The sequence below is a fragment of the Aeromicrobium sp. YIM 150415 genome (assembly GCF_016918125.1).
In the GTDB taxonomy this organism is placed as follows: Bacteria; Actinomycetota; Actinomycetes; order Propionibacteriales; family Nocardioidaceae; genus Aeromicrobium; species Aeromicrobium piscarium.
Map to the genome: position 1 here is coordinate 1 of NZ_JAERWM010000025.1, position 14,071 is coordinate 14,071.

Consider the following 14,071-nt stretch of genomic DNA (forward strand, 5'->3'; position numbering starts at 1 on the left):
AAACTGGCAGTAAACTGTCTCGGAATCGAGACACCCCACACGAATGCAGGATGCCTAATTAATTCAAAAAATCGTCGACTAAATGACACACTGTTGAGTTATCAAACATCAGACGCACACCAACGACGTCACCCTGAACGGGATCATCTGTTGGAAGCTTGTCAAGGTTACACCCTGCGTTTTCACCGAGGCAAGCCCGGGTCGGTTCGGGTGTCGCCCGCCGTTGTCAGCGGCTAGTTTCCGGACCCCCACAGGGCTCCTGGCGTTAACCGTTTCGGTTCGGGCGGCTGCCTTCGGGCCTGATCTCTCAGCCCCTCTCGGCAACAAGAAGAACATTACACACCCCGTTCCAGACGGGTCAAACCGGGGGTGGGGTGCTAGCCGTCACACCTGCGGTTCCAGTCTTTTTCGGCTATCACACCAGACGGACGCCCGACACCGAGCGCTTGCCCTTGCGCAACACGATCCACTGGCCGTGCAGCGCCGCATCGGTCTCGACGGTGGCCTCGGGATCGGCGACCCGATCGTTGTTGACATAGGCCCCGCCCTCGACCACCGCACGACGCGCGGCGGACTTCGAGTCGACCAACCCGGACGACACCAGCGCGTCCACCAGGGAGGTGCCTCGTGGCACCTCGACCGCGCCCGCCTCGGTGAGCGCCGCGGCGAGGGTCGGCTCGGGCAGCTCCGCGAGCTCGCCTCGCCCGAACAACGCCCCGGACGCGAGTTCGGCGGCCTCGGCCTCAGCGCGGCCGTGCACGAGGGAGGTCACCTCCCGGGCCAACAACCGCTGTGCGGCCCGCAGGCCCGGCTTCTCCTGGTGCTCGGCGTCGACCTCGTCGATCTCCTCGACATCGAGGAAGGTCAGCAGCTTGAGGTACTCCCCCACCTTCGCGTCCTCGGCATTGATCCAGAACTGGTAGAACGCGTAGGGACTCGTCAGCTCGGGGTCCAGCCACACCGCCCCACCTTCGGTCTTGCCGAACTTGGTGCCGTCGGCCTTGGTGATGAGCGGGGTGACCAGGCCGTTCACCCGATCGCCGTCCGCGCGGCGCACCAGCTCCACACCGGCGGAGACATTGCCCCACTGGTCTCCCCCACCCATCTGCAGACGGCAGTCGTAGCGGCGGGCGAGCTCGAGGTAGTCCATCGACTGCAGGAGCACGTAGCTGAACTCGGTGTAGCTGATCCCGGACTCCAGGCGGCTCGCCACCACATCGCGCGCCAGCATCCGGTTGACCGGGAAGTGCTTGCCCACATCGCGCAGGAAGTCGACCACGTTGAGCTCGCTGGTCCAGTCCAGATTGTTGACCAGCCGTGCGGCGTTCTGCCCCTCGAAGTCGAGGAAGGGCGCCGCCTGCGCGGCGATGGAGTCCACCCACCCCGAGACCACGTCCTTGGTGTTCATCTGGCGCTCACCACTCTGCTTCGGATCGCCGATGAGTCCGGTCGCCCCTCCCACCAGCAGCAACGGCTGATGGCCCGCCAGCTGGAGTCGCCGCATCATCAACAGCTGCATGAGGTGGCCGATGTGCAGGCTGGGCGCCGTCGGGTCGAATCCCGTGTAGTACACCAGCGACCCCCGGTCCAGATCAGTGCGCAGGGCGTCCAGATCGGTGGACTGCGCGATGAGACCGCGCGAGAGAAGGTCGTCGAGAACGTGCTGAGTCACGGGGAAATCCTTTCGAATCGTCCCCCTGAGCCTAGTGGTCCGACGCGGGCCGTCGTCACCCTGGCCGAGGCGTGACGGACATGGGAGACCGGGATCATGAGAGGTATGCGAGCAGCCGTAGCCGAGACGCCTGGCCCCCTCCACCGTGTCGTGCGCGTCCGCGATGTGCCCGAACCCGGTCCTCCGGCACCGGGCGAGGTACATGTCCAGATGACGGCGACCACCATCAACCCGTCCGATCTCGTCACGCTCGCGGGCGCCTACGGCTCGCGGACGAGCTTCCCCTTCGTACCCGGCTTCGAGGGCGTGGGCGTCATCTCCCGAACCGGCGCGGGCGTGCCCGAGCGCATCGTCGGCGATCGTGTCCTGCCGATCGGGAGCCCCGGCGCCTGGCAGCAGACGAAACGTACGGCGCCTGCCTGGTGCGTCCCGGTGCCCGACGACATCGACGACGCGACGGCGTGCGCGGCCTACATCAACCCGCTGACCGCCATGCTCATGGTCGAGCGCTTCGCCGGTGAGGGGGCCCGTCAGGTGATCGTCGACGCGGCGACCTCGGTGATCGGCGGACATCTCGCCGAACTGCTCGCACTACGCGGTCTCTCCCCCGTCGCGCTGACCCGCGGGACACCGGGACGGACGGTCGCCGATCCTTCGCTGTGGCGCGGGGTGGTCTCGACGAGCGAGCCCCGATGGCGCGAGCGGGCACTAGACCTCCTCGGGGCGGCGCCGGACCTCGTCTTCGACTGTGTCGGGGGCGAGCAGGGAAGCGAGCTCGCCCGCCTGCTCGCCCCGGGCGGCGTGCTCGTGCACTACGGACTGTTGTCGGGCGTCCCGCTCGACCCGACGGTGTTCGCCGGGACGAGGGTCGAGATGTTCCGGTTGCGCGACGTCATCCACGCAGCGGAGCGCCCTCCGCTCGACGAGCTGTTCGCACCGGTCTTCACGCACCTGCGCGCGGGCAGACTGCGCACGAGGATCTCGGGCCGTCACGACCTCGGCGAACTGCCCGGCCTCACTCTCGGAGGAGGGGGCAAGCACCTCATCACGCTGCGGGACTGACTCAGGGCTTCACGGCGATGACGGGCATGGGCGCGTCCAGCAGGATCATCTGCGTCACCCGGCCCATGAGCATCTTGCCGACGGGGGTGCGCTTGCGGATGCCGATCACCAGGCGCTCCGCCCCGGCCTCGGTGGCCTGCTCGATCACGACATCGGCGACATCGAGGGAGGCGGCACGACGGATCTCATAGTCGAGGTCCTCCAGGTCGAACCGCTCGGTGAACTCCGAGAGGTCGATCTCATGCGGCTCCTCGAACTCCGGGTCGATCTCGTCGACCGTGATGATCACCAGATGCTGTCCCGTGGCCTGCGCCTCGGCGGCCGCCCAGCGCAGAGCGCCCTTGCCGAAGTCGTCAGGTCGGTAGGCCACTGCGATCGTCATGGGTCGAGGCTACCGCGTACGGGCGAGGGAATACCGGGACACCACGGGGCGTTGCGGCAGCTGTGAGTGATCCGATCAAGATCGACGTCTGGTCCGATATCGCGTGCCCGTGGTGCTTCATCGGCAAGCGCCGACTGGCGACGGCCGTCGCCGGCTTCGGCGGCGAGGTCGAGATCGAGTACCACAGCTTCGAGCTCGCCCCCGATACTCCGGTGGACTTCGAGGGCTCGGAGATCGACTTCCTCGCCGGGCACAAGCGGATGCCCGAGGAACAGGTGCGCTCGATGCTCGCCCAGATGACCGAGCTGGCCGCCTCCGAGGGCCTCTCCTACGACTTCGACGCTCTCCAGCACACCAACACCCGTCTCGCGCACGAGGCGCTCCACGCGGCCAAGGAACAGGGCCGGCAGGCGGACTTCAAGGAACGGCTGCTCACCGCGTACTTCGAGCAGGGCCGTCATGTCGGCCGGGTCGACGAGCTGGTCGAGCTGGGCGCGGAGATCGGTCTCGACGCCGCCTCGCTGCGTGCTGCGCTGGAGAACGGCACCTATCGCGAGGCCGTCCAGGCCGATATCGATCAGGCTCGCGAATACGGCATCGGCGGCGTCCCGTTCTACGTCATCGACGGCCGGTGGGCGGTCTCGGGTGCTCAGAGCCCCGAGGTCTTCGCCGGCGCCCTGGATCAGGCGAGGTCAGCACGATGACCGGCCCGTTCGAGCTCGTCGAGGGCGACGAGAGCCTCGCCTGCGCCGACGGCGTCTGCGCGCTGCCCTCAGCTCAGCCGGCGGACTCCTCGGAGGACTCCGCCCGGGCGTGACGCCGGTACGCCGAGACCGTGGGGTCTCCGGTGGCCCAGAGGCGCCACGGACGGTCGGCGGCGCGGCGGACCCCCACGCGGGGGCCCTCGCTGACTGCGACATCGCTCTGCCGGTCTCCGAGGACGACCGCCGGGCCCATGCGCACATCGGTGTCGAGATCGGCCAGGGTGATGCCCAGCGCCCGGGCGAGATTGCCGGGGCCACGTCCCAGAGCCTCGTGCGCCACCTCTCCGCGTCTCTCACGCGCCAGCTCAAGCCCGTCGATCACCTCGCCCGCGCGCAGCAGTACCGCCGCGGCCTGCTCGCTCGGCCCAGTGACGATATTGGCGCAGTGATGACCGTGGATGCGGTAGACGTACAGCCGCCACGGCGGCCCGTACATGATCTCCGAGCGCGCGGTCCGGGTGTAGGCGTGTGAGGCCGGATCGGTCACGCCGCCGTAGGCCTCGACCTCGGTGATCCGCACGGTCACTCCGTAGGCGGTGAGCTCCCGGCCGAGCAGGTCGCGGGCACGATCGAGGACCGACACCCCGTCACGCTACCGAGCCCGCTCATGCCTCGGCCCCTTCGGTGGTCGAATAGCCCCACCTGCTGCGCCCGACTTTTGCCGGGTTGTGGCCCTCGAGACCGCTGCGAAAGGGCCACAAACCCGGCAAAAGTCGAACAGGAAGGTCACGCCAGGCGCCCGCGGATCTCGGAGAGCTGATCGGTGACGCGCGAGGGCGCAGTGCCTCCGCGAGCGTCACGCGAGGCGAGTGAACCCTCGACCGACAGCACCCTCCGCACGCCGGGTCCGAGACGCGGGGAGATGTCGGCGAAGTCCTCGTCGGTGAGGTCCCACAGCTCGATCCCGCGCTGCTCGCACACCTGCACGCAGGCACCGGAGATCTCGTGGGCCTCACGGAAGGGCACCCCCTCACGCACCAGCCACTCGGCGATATCGGTCGCGAGCGCGAACCCCTGCGGTGCCAGCTCGGCGAGCCGGGCCGTATCGAACCGCAAGGTCGCGATCATGCCGGTGAACGCGGGCAACAGCACCTCGAGCGTGTCGATGGAGTCGAAGACCGGCTCCTTGTCCTCCTGCAGGTCCCGGTTGTACGCCAGCGGCAGCGCCTTGAGCGTCGCGAGCAGCCCGGTCAGGTTGCCGACGAGACGCCCGGACTTGCCCCGGGCCAGCTCGGCGATATCGGGATTCTTCTTCTGCGGCATGATGCTGGAGCCCGTGGAGTAGCCGTCATCGAGCGTGACGAAGCCGAACTCCTTGGTGTTCCAGATGATGATCTCCTCCGCCAGCCGGGACACGTCGATACCGATCTGCGCGGCGATGTACGCGAACTCCGCCACGAAGTCGCGCGCCGCGGTGCCGTCGATCGAGTTCGGTGCCGAGCCGGTGAAGCCCAGATCACGGGCGATCGCCTCCGGATCCAAGCCGAGGGACGATCCCGCCAGGGCCCCGCTGCCGTAGGGCGACTCTTCCGCGACCCGCTCGTCCCACTGCGCGAGGCGGTCCAGGTCCCGCACCAGCGGCCAGGCGTGGGCGAGCAGATGATGCGACAGCAGCACCGGCTGCGCGTGCTGCAGGTGCGTACGACCGGGCATCGCGACACCGAGGTGGTTCTCCGCCTGGCTCGTGATCGCCAGCGCCAGCTCCCGGACCAGCTGGGCGATCTGACGGCCGTGATCGCGCAGGAAGGCACGGAACAGCGTCGCCACCTGATCGTTGCGCGACCGGCCGGCGCGCAACCGACCGCCGAGCTCGGCCCCGGCACGCTCCATGAGCCCCCGCTCGAGCGCCGTGTGCACGTCCTCGTCATCGGGCTGCGGGGCGAAGGAGCCCGACCGCACATCCGCCTCGAGCCGGTCGAGCGCGGACAGCATGTCGTCGAGATCGTCCTCGCTGAGCAGCCCCGCGCCGTGCAGGACACGCGCATGCGCACGGGACCCCGCGAGGTCATAGGGCGCCAGCCGCCAGTCGAAATGCGTGGAGCGCGAGAGCTCGGTCAGCTCCGAGGACGGGCCCGAGGCGAACCGTCCGCCCCACAGACGGGTCGACTCCTCGGACTGCTGCTCGTGTTCGGGCACGTGGATCCTCTCGTACGGTGCTCGCTCAGGCCGGTTGACCGGCGAGCTGGGTGAAGTAGTCGGCGACCGCCGACCCGCCGTGCGGGTCGCGGCAGATCAGGAGCAAGGTGTCGTCGCCCGCGATGGTACCCATCGTGTCGACGCCGCCCGCGTGATCGATCGCGGACGCGAGATACTGAGCGGCCCCCGGGGGCGTCCGCAACACCACGAGATTGGCCGAGGCCTCGACCGTCACCATGAGCTCACGCACCAGGCGCTGCAGGCGCACGGTCGCGGCCGCGGTGTCCCCCACCCGCGGAGTCGGATCACCGCCCTCGGCCGGCACGGCATACACGAGGGCGCCATCGGCCTGACGGATCCGCACCGCGCCGAGCTCGACCAGGTCACGGGACACCGTGGAGACGGTCGCCGAGATGCCCGCCTCGGCGAGCAGACCGACCAGATCGGACTGCGATCGCACCTCCTCGCGCGTCAGCAGCTCGACGATGCGCTGCTGGCGCGCGGTCTTCGTCGCCGGGACCGTGGTCATGCTCACTCCCCCGCCCGTGCGAGCAGCCAGGTGAGCACCGCCTTCTGCGCATGCAACCGGTTCTCGGCCTCGTCCCACACGACACTCTGCGGGCCTTCCAGCACCTCGTCGGTGATCTCCAGGCCGCGATAGGCCGGCAGGCAGTGCAGCACGATCGCCTCCGGATCGGCGTGAGCGAGCAGTTCGCTGGTCAGCGAGTACTCACCGAAGATCGCGATCCGCTCGGCCTTCTCGTCCTCGTGCCCCATCGACACCCAGGTGTCGGTGATGACGACATCGGCTCCGTCGACCGCGGTGCGCGGATCATCGGTCACCAGCACCGATCCGCCGGTGGTCTCGGCGATCCGCCGGGCGTCCGCGACCACCGCGAGATCAGGCTGATACCCGAACGGCCCGCCCACGCGCACGTGCATCCCGGCCGTGGCGCCACCGAGCAGATAGGAGTGCGCCATGTTGCTCGCGCCATCGCCCACATAGGCCACCCGCAGCCCCGGCAGAGAGCCCTTGTGCTCGCGGACCGTCATCCAGTCCGCCAGGATCTGGCAGGGATGGAAGTCGTCGCTGAGCGCATTGACCACCGGCACCCCGGAGTGCTCGGCCATCAGCTCGAGTCCCGCCTGTGCGTAGGTACGCCAGACGATCGCACTGACCTGCCTCCCGAGCACCCGCGCGGTATCGGCCACCGACTCGCCGCGGCCGATCTGCGTCGTGTCCGCGTCCAGGATGAGGGGCTGACCACCCAGATCGGCGATGCCCACGGCGAAGGAGACCCGCGTGCGCGTCGACGACTTGTCGAACATCACCACGACGGTCTGTGGCCCCTCCAGCGGACGACGGCTGTACGGTGCCGCCTTCAGCTCTAGCGCCAGATCGAGGATCTCGGTCTGCTCGGCCGGGGAGAGATCGTCATCGCGCAGGAAGTGCCGGAGGCCGGCACCCGCCTGGCTCATGCCGCCACCGCCTCAAAGAACAGAACGATAGGCCGACGGCGGCATGAGATGAACCCCACCGTTCGCTCGCTCATGGGAGCACCTCCGCGAGTACCGAGCGGATCGCCGCGACCGCATCGCGCGCCTGCTGGGAGGTGAGCACGAAGGGCGGCGCGATGCGCAGCCGGTCCGGGGTCGGGGCGTTGACGATGACGCCGGCGTCGAGCGCAGCCTTCATGACATCGGCGGCCACCGGACGTTCGAGCACCACGCCGAGCAGCAGCCCTCGTCCGGTCACCTCGACGACGCCCGGGATCGAGGAGAACTCCTCGACGAAGAGCCGATGAAGCTCGTCCACGGCCGTGAGCAGGTCATCGCGCTCAATCGTGTCGATGACCGCGAGCGCCGCGCGGGTGGCCACCGGGTTGCCGCCGAAGGTGGTGCCGTGATTGCCGGGACTGAAGAGGCTCCCCGCGTCCCCGACGCCGATGCAGGCGCCGATCGGCATCCCGCCGCCGAGGCCCTTGGCCAGGGTCACCAGGTCAGGCGTCACTCCCGACGGGGTATGGGCGAACCAGTCACCCGTCCGTCCCACGCCGGTCTGGACCTCGTCGAACCACAGCAGGGCGCCGTGCTCGCGCGTGACATCGCGCGCCGCCCGCAGGTAGCCCTCCGGAGGGACGACGACTCCCGCCTCGCCCTGGATCGGCTCGAGGACCACCGCGGCGGTCTCGCCGTCGACCGCCGCCCGCAAGGCATCGGCATCGCCGTACGGCACCCACGTCACCTCACCGGGCAGCGGCTCGAACGGGGTCCGGTAGGCCTCCTTGGAGGTGAGCGCCAGCGCGCCCATCGTGCGCCCGTGGAAGCTGCCCTCGGCGACCACGAGATTGGTCCGCCCGGTGCGCCGGGTGGCCTTCAGCGCGGCCTCGTTCGCCTCGGAACCGGAGTTGGCGAAGAACACCTTGCCCTCGGCCCCGAGGAGCGCCAGCAGCTTCTCGGCCAGCTCGACCTGGGGCGGCGATGTGAAGAAATTGCTGATGTGACCGAGCGTGGCGATCTGCTCGCTCACGGCCTTCACGAGGGCCGGATGAGCGTGGCCGAGGGCGTTGACCGCGATACCGGCCAGCAGGTCGATATAGCGATTGCCGTCGGCATCCCACACCTGCGCGCCCTCACCGTGCACGAGCACTCGCTGCGGGTCCCCGAAGGTGTTCATCAGCGAGCCGCGATAGCGCTCGATCCACTCCGGGCCGCCGGGCCGGGGCTCCCGGCCGTGGATGGGCGTGGTGTCCCCTGTCATGGCCTCTCCTTGCTGCTGGTGGTGTACAGGGCGGTGCGCAAGCGGGTCTCCACACCGGGCAGCACCTGGGTGCCGACACCCTCGTCGGTGAAGAGCTCCAGCAGCACCGCATGCGGCGTGCGGCCGTCGACGACCGTCGCCCGGTTCACGCCGCCGCGCACGGCATTCAGGCATGCGGTCATCTTCGGGATCATGCCGCTGGCCAGGCTCGGCAGCAGGCGCTCGAGGGACTCAGGACTGATCTCTCCGATGACATCGGTGCTGTTCGGCCAGTCGGCGTACAGTCCCTCGACATCGGTCAGCACGAGCATCTTCTCGGCCTTGAGCGCCGAGGCCAAGGCGCCCGCCGCGATATCGGCGTTGATGTTGTGCACCTGACCCGAGGCATCGGGCGCGACGGTGGACACGACGGGGATCCGTCCGGCCTCGATGAGATCGAGTACGGCCTCGGGACGCACACCGGTCACCTCGCCGACGAGACCGATATCGGTCGGCTCGCCGTCGACCACCGGCATCGTCTTCTGCGCCGTGAACAGTCCGCCGTCCTCACCGGACATGCCGACGGCGAAGTCGCCGTGGGCGTTCAGGAGGCCGACCAGCTCGCGACCGACCTGGCCGGTCAGCACCATCCGCACGATATCCATCGCCTCGGGGGTGGTGACGCGGTAGCCGCCACGGAACTCCGACTCGATGCCGAGGCGGTCGAGCATCGCATTGATCTGCGGACCGCCGCCGTGCACCACGACGGGCTTGAACCCGGCGAGTCGCAGGAAGACGATGTCCTCGGCGAAGGCCCGCTTCAAGGTCTCGTCGGTCATCGCGTTGCCGCCGTATTTCACGACGATGACCTCGCCGTGGTACTTCTTCAGCCACGGGAGCGCGCCCGCGAGCGTGGCGGCCTTGTCGGTCGCCTCCCGCCAGGAATCGGGATTCCAGACGGTGTCGATGTCATTCGTGTCGTCGGTGTCGTTCATCTCTGACTCGCTCATGTCGTCGCCTGCCAGGAGAGCTCATGGTAGGCAGACGCCACCATGAGAATGCTGATTGTTCGCTCGCTCCGCTCGCTCATGTGGAATAGGCCGAGTTCTCGTGGACATAGGCGTGGGTGAGGTCATTGGTCCAGACGGTCGCCGAGGCGTCTCCGGACTTGAGATCGATCGTGACGGTCACGTGCCGCGGCTCCAGGTCGACGAGGTCGATCGACTCCCCCACGCCGCTGTCGCGACAGACCCAGACGCCGTTGACGGCGACATCGAGGTTCTGCGGATCGAAGCGGGCATCGCTGGTGCCCACCGAGGCCAGGATGCGGCCCCAGTTCGGATCCTTGCCGAAGATCGCCGTCTTGAACAGATTGCTCCGGGCGACCTCGCGGCCGACCGACAGCGCATCGGCCTCGGTCGCGGCGTTCACCGTGGTGATCGCGATCTCGTGGTCGGCGCCCTCGGCATCGGCGAGCAGTTGCATCGCCAGATCCCCGCACACCTCGGTCAGCCGCGCCGTGAAGGCATCGGCATCGGGCGCCGCACCCGATGCGCCGCTCGCCATCAGCAGCACGGTGTCGTTGGTGGACTGGCAGCCGTCGGAGTCCAGCCGGTCGAAGGTCCGGCTCGTCGCGGCGCGCAGCGCCTCGTCGAGCGTCTCAGCCGGCAGGTCCACGTCGGTGGTGATGACGACGAGCATGGTGGCCAGCGCCGGTGCGAGCATGCCCGCGCCCTTGGCCATGCCGCCGACCGTCCACCCGTCGCCTTCACGGACGGACTGCTTGCTGACGTGATCGGTGGTCATGATGGCCGTGGCGGCGGCATCGCCACCGTCGGCGTCGAGAGCGTCGACCGCCGACCGTACACCGGCCATCAGCTTGTCCTCGTCCAGCAACCGGCCGATGAGCCCGGTGCTGCACACCTGGACGTCCACGGCCCCGCTGCCGATCAGCTCGGCGACCAGCTCGGCTGTGCGATGGGTCGTGGCGAAGCCTTCGGCCCCCGTGTAGCAGTTGGCGCCGCCGGAGTTGAGGATGACCGCACGGGCGCTGCCGCCCTTGATCGCCTCCTTGCTCCAGAGCACCGGGTTCGCCTGGCAGCGGTTGGAGGTGAACACTGCCGCAGCGGCCGCGGACGGCCCTTCGTTGACCACGAGGGCGATATCGGGATTGCCGCTGTCCTTGAGGCCCGCGGTCACACCCGCGGCCGTGAATCCCTGCGCTGCTGTCACACTCATGGGGCCACTCCGATCGTGGTCAGTCCGGTGGTCTCGGGCAGGCCGAGAGCGAGGTTCATCGACTGGATGGCCCCGCCTGCCGTTCCCTTGACCAGGTTGTCGATCGCGGTGACCGTGACCAGCCGTCCGGCCCTCTCGTCGACGGTGACACCGATGAGCGCCGTGTTGGCGCCGATCGCCGCTGCCGTGGTGGGCCACTGCCCCTCGGGCAGCACATGCACGAAGGGCTCGTCGGCGTAGACCGCATCGTACGCGTCGCGCACGACCTCGGAGGTCGCGTGCGAGGCGAGCCGAGCGGTGGCCGTGGCCAGGATGCCGCGGGCCATCGGCACGAGCGTGGGCGTGAACGAGATGGTCGCCTCGTCGGCCCCCGCATGGCGCAGATTCTGCAGGATCTCCGGAATGTGCCGGTGGACCCCGCCCACGCCATAGGGCGATGCGGCGCCGAGCCCTTCGGCAGCGAGCAGGTGGGGTTTGAGCGCCTTGCCCGCGCCGGAGAAGCCGTTCGCGAGCACCGCGACCAGGTCGACGGACTCGACGATGCCGGCGGCGACGGCCGGTTGCAGGCCGAGGGTGACCGCGGTGACATTGCAACCGGGCACGGCGATCCGCCGGGCGCCCGGGAGCACCTCGCGCTGGCGTGACTCCTCCCCCACGATCAGCTCCGGCAGGCCGTACGGCCAGGTACCCGCGTGCTCACTGCCGTAGTACGTGGTCCAGTCCGCCGCCGACTCGAGCCGGTGATCGGCCCCGCAGTCGATGACGAGGACATCGTCGGGAAGCTGCGCGGCGACGGCACCCGAGGCCCCGTGCGGCAGCGCGAGGAAGACGACATCGTGTCCGGCCAGGTTCTCCGGGGTGGTCTCGGCGACGATCCGGTCGGCGAGCGGCAGCAGGTGCGGCTGGTGCTGTCCGAAGCGCGTGCCGGCAGTGGACGCGCCTGTCAGCGCGCCGATCTCGACCTCCGGATGGGCGAGCAGCAGCCGCAACACCTCCCCGCCCGCGTAGCCGGTAGCTCCGGTGACGGCGACTTTGATACTCATCAGTCGGCTCCGAACTCCATCGCGGCGGCGTCGACGGCGACCTCTTCATCGCCCTCGACCGCCGGATTGGCCTCGATCTGCTCGGCGCCGCCGGCCGGCAGCGCGCCGAACAGGGTGCCGTTCTCGACGAGCACCTGCCCCTGATCGAGCGGCTGCTCGGCGTACATCTCGAGCTTGGCCCGGGAGTCGGCGATGTCGAAATTGCGCATGGTGAGCTGGCCGATGCGATCGGTCGGGCCGAAGACCGCGTTGTCGGTGCGCTCCATCGAGAGCTTCTCGGGGTGGTAGGAGAAGGCCGGCCCCTGGGTGTCGAGGATCGAGTAGTCCTCGCCCCGCCGCAGCCGCAACGTGACGTCGCCGGTGACCACGGAGGCGATCCACCGCTGGATCGACTCGCGCAGCATCATCGCCTGCGGGTCGAGCCACCGGCCCTCGTACATGAGCCGGCCGAGCCGGCGGCCGTGCTGGTGGTAGTTGGCGATCGTGTCCTCATTGTGGATCGCATTGACCAACCGCTCATAGGCGATCCACAGCAGCGCCATGGCAGGGGCCTCGTAGATGCCGCGGCTCTTGGCCTCGATGATGCGGTTCTCGATCTGATCGGACATGCCGAGACCGTGCCGGCCGCCGATCGTGTTGGCCTCGTGGACCAGGGCGACCGGGTCGTCATACCGCACGCCGTTGATGGCGACGGGGAGCCCGGCCTCGAAGGAGATGGTGACGTCCTCGGTGTCGATGTCGACCGACGGGTCCCAGAACTTGACGCCCATGATCGGCTCGACGGTCTCGAGGGAGACGTCGAGGTGCTCGAGGGTCTTGGCCTCGTGGGTAGCGCCCCAGATATTGGCGTCGGTGGAGTAGGCCTTCTCCGCGCTGTCGCGGTAGGGCAGGCCGTGGGCGACGAGCCACTCGCTCATCTCCTGACGGCCGCCGAGCTCGCCGACGAAGGCGGCGTCGAGCCAGGGCTTGTAGATCCGCAGGTGCGGATTGGCGAGCAGCCCGTAGCGGTAGAAGCGCTCGATGTCATTGCCCTTGAAGGTCGAGCCGTCGCCCCAGATGTTGACATCGTCCTCGTGCATCGCCCGCACGAGCAGCGTGCCGGTGACGGCACGGCCGAGCGGTGTGGTGTTGAAGTAGGTCCTGCCGGCGCTCGTGATGTGGAAGGCTCCGCAGGCGAGCGCGGCCAGGCCCTCGTCGACCAGCGGGCGCTTGCAGTCGAGGAGTCGCGCGATCTCGGCACCGTACTCGGTCGCCCGGCCGGGCACCGAGGCAATATCGGGCTCGTCGTACTGGCCGATGTCCGCGGTGTAGGTGCACGGGACAGCGCCCTTGTCGCGCATCCACGCCACCGCCACCGAGGTGTCGAGGCCGCCGGAGAACGCGATGCCGACGCGCTCGTTGATCGGGAGATCCGTCAAGACTTTGGACATAGATGCAATTGTTGCACACCTCTGCAACTACTTGCACTCGGGGTCGACGTGGCAGTGGCAGACTCGGGTCATGGAGCTCGTGATCGTCGCCGTGATCGCCCTCGTCGGGCTGTTCTCCCTGGCATGGATCGCGGAACGACGGCGGCGCCGGAAGCGCGAGGCGGTCCGGGCCGGGACCGCCCAGCTGGCCACCGCACTGCGCCGCGCCGCGGCTCCCATCCCCGAGCTCCTGGACAGCGTCGGCGACTACGCCGCCTATGAGCGGGCGGTATTCGCCGAGGTCCGCGCGGCGGCGGAGGACGCCCAGCGCGCGTCCGCTCCCGAAGAGGCCGTTGGCGCCCATGACCGGCTGCTCGCCGCGCTCGGCGATCTGTTCGCGATCATCGAGGTGTATCCCGATCTCGTCGCCGATGACGCCACGGCGACCCGCCTCCGCACCGTGGAGAACGCGCTGGCGGACGCCTCCCATCGGCGCGCTGAGCTGACCTCGTTCGTGCGGCCCTGACGCGAGTCCCGCGGCGGGCGCTGTCCGTGGGCGGTGAGTCATCCCGCACGTGGCAGCCGGGCGGTGAGTCATCCCGCACGTGAGGCACTCAAGTGCGGG

General features: G+C 69.0%; 14 protein-coding genes. 3 read left to right on the forward strand and 11 right to left on the reverse strand.

Going from position 1 to position 14,071, the window contains the following annotated elements; all coding sequences use genetic code 11:
* Positions 1-415 precede the first annotated feature (415 nt).
* Entirely contained in the window at positions 416-1,672 is a 1,257-nt protein-coding gene (gene tyrS / locus JL108_RS15615; RefSeq protein WP_307837288.1) for a tyrosine--tRNA ligase, read from the reverse strand.
* A 105-nt stretch (positions 1,673-1,777) separates the two neighbouring features.
* Here tyrS and JL108_RS15620 point away from each other — a divergent pair, with 105 nt between their 5' ends.
* Positions 1,778-2,734: a zinc-dependent alcohol dehydrogenase family protein gene (locus JL108_RS15620; RefSeq protein ID WP_240191327.1), complete on the forward strand. Its 957-nt coding sequence runs from the start codon at positions 1,778-1,780 to the stop codon at positions 2,732-2,734.
* Position 2,735: 1 nt separating this feature from the next.
* Here JL108_RS15620 and JL108_RS15625 read toward each other — a convergent pair whose 3' ends face one another.
* A complete protein-coding gene (locus JL108_RS15625; RefSeq protein WP_143913987.1) occupies positions 2,736-3,116 on the reverse strand; it encodes a universal stress protein in 381 nt (126 codons plus the stop codon).
* 62 nt (positions 3,117-3,178) lie between these two features.
* On the opposite strand from JL108_RS15625, the gene JL108_RS15630 reads away from it, so the two are divergent.
* The gene (locus tag JL108_RS15630) at positions 3,179-3,820 is read left to right on the forward strand and encodes a DsbA family protein (protein ID WP_143913988.1); all 642 of its coding nucleotides are present in this window, start codon (positions 3,179-3,181) and stop codon (positions 3,818-3,820) included.
* Positions 3,821-3,893: 73 nt separating this feature from the next.
* On the opposite strand, the gene JL108_RS15635 is transcribed toward JL108_RS15630, so the two are convergent.
* From JL108_RS15635 to argG, 9 genes are all read right to left on the reverse strand, one after another.
* On the reverse strand, positions 3,894-4,463 hold the full coding sequence (locus tag JL108_RS15635; protein WP_143913989.1) for a DNA-3-methyladenine glycosylase: 570 nt from the start codon (positions 4,461-4,463) through the stop codon (positions 3,894-3,896).
* Positions 4,464-4,606: 143 nt separating this feature from the next.
* On the reverse strand, positions 4,607-6,016 hold the full coding sequence (gene argH / locus JL108_RS15640) for an argininosuccinate lyase (RefSeq protein ID WP_205199112.1): 1,410 nt from the start codon (positions 6,014-6,016) through the stop codon (positions 4,607-4,609).
* A 25-nt stretch (positions 6,017-6,041) separates the two neighbouring features.
* Positions 6,042-6,545: an arginine repressor gene (locus JL108_RS15645; RefSeq protein ID WP_143913991.1), complete on the reverse strand. Its 504-nt coding sequence runs from the start codon at positions 6,543-6,545 to the stop codon at positions 6,042-6,044.
* A gap of 2 nt (positions 6,546-6,547) precedes the next feature.
* Entirely contained in the window at positions 6,548-7,495 is a 948-nt protein-coding gene (gene argF / locus JL108_RS15650; RefSeq protein WP_205199113.1) for an ornithine carbamoyltransferase, read from the reverse strand.
* A 70-nt stretch (positions 7,496-7,565) separates the two neighbouring features.
* On the reverse strand, positions 7,566-8,777 hold the full coding sequence (locus JL108_RS15655) for an acetylornithine transaminase (RefSeq protein WP_205199114.1): 1,212 nt from the start codon (positions 8,775-8,777) through the stop codon (positions 7,566-7,568).
* Positions 8,774-9,766 (reverse strand): acetylglutamate kinase, encoded by a 993-nt coding sequence (argB, locus tag JL108_RS15660; RefSeq protein ID WP_240191329.1) that lies wholly within the window; start codon positions 9,764-9,766, stop codon positions 8,774-8,776. Before argB ends, JL108_RS15655 begins: the two co-directional genes overlap by 4 nt.
* 76 nt (positions 9,767-9,842) lie before the next feature.
* Positions 9,843-10,994, reverse strand: a complete 1,152-nt coding sequence (argJ, locus tag JL108_RS15665) for a bifunctional glutamate N-acetyltransferase/amino-acid acetyltransferase ArgJ (RefSeq protein WP_205199115.1) — start codon at positions 10,992-10,994, stop codon at positions 9,843-9,845.
* A complete protein-coding gene (gene argC, locus JL108_RS15670; protein ID WP_205199116.1) occupies positions 10,991-12,037 on the reverse strand; it encodes an N-acetyl-gamma-glutamyl-phosphate reductase in 1,047 nt (348 codons plus the stop codon). The genes argJ and argC overlap by 4 nt, the downstream gene beginning before the upstream one ends.
* Positions 12,037-13,467, reverse strand: coding sequence for an argininosuccinate synthase (argG, locus tag JL108_RS15675; protein ID WP_205199117.1), 1,431 nt, complete (start codon positions 13,465-13,467; stop codon positions 12,037-12,039). Before argG ends, argC begins: the two co-directional genes overlap by 1 nt.
* A gap of 70 nt (positions 13,468-13,537) precedes the next feature.
* Here argG and JL108_RS15680 point away from each other — a divergent pair, with 70 nt between their 5' ends.
* Positions 13,538-13,972, forward strand: a complete 435-nt coding sequence (locus JL108_RS15680; protein ID WP_205199118.1) for a LemA family protein — start codon at positions 13,538-13,540, stop codon at positions 13,970-13,972.
* The last annotated feature ends 99 nt before the right edge of the window (positions 13,973-14,071 follow it).

Excerpts from the sequence above, each read along its gene's own strand:
- JL108_RS15620 (WP_240191327.1), top strand. The coding sequence starts at position 1,778 with ATGCGAGCAGCCGTAGCCGAGACGCCTGGCCCCCTCCACCGTGTCGTG.
- JL108_RS15625 (WP_143913987.1), bottom strand. The coding sequence starts at position 3,116 with ATGACGATCGCAGTGGCCTACCGACCTGACGACTTCGGCAAGGGCGCT.
- JL108_RS15645 (WP_143913991.1), bottom strand. The coding sequence starts at position 6,545 with ATGACCACGGTCCCGGCGACGAAGACCGCGCGCCAGCAGCGCATCGTC.
- argF (WP_205199113.1), bottom strand. The coding sequence starts at position 7,495 with ATGAGCCAGGCGGGTGCCGGCCTCCGGCACTTCCTGCGCGATGACGAT.
- JL108_RS15655 (WP_205199114.1), bottom strand. The coding sequence starts at position 8,777 with ATGACAGGGGACACCACGCCCATCCACGGCCGGGAGCCCCGGCCCGGC.
- argB (WP_240191329.1), bottom strand. The coding sequence starts at position 9,766 with ATGAGCGAGTCAGAGATGAACGACACCGACGACACGAATGACATCGAC.
- argJ (WP_205199115.1), bottom strand. The coding sequence starts at position 10,994 with ATGAGTGTGACAGCAGCGCAGGGATTCACGGCCGCGGGTGTGACCGCG.
- argC (WP_205199116.1), bottom strand. The coding sequence starts at position 12,037 with ATGAGTATCAAAGTCGCCGTCACCGGAGCTACCGGCTACGCGGGCGGG.
- argG (WP_205199117.1), bottom strand. The coding sequence starts at position 13,467 with ATGTCCAAAGTCTTGACGGATCTCCCGATCAACGAGCGCGTCGGCATC.
- JL108_RS15680 (WP_205199118.1), top strand. The coding sequence starts at position 13,538 with ATGGAGCTCGTGATCGTCGCCGTGATCGCCCTCGTCGGGCTGTTCTCC.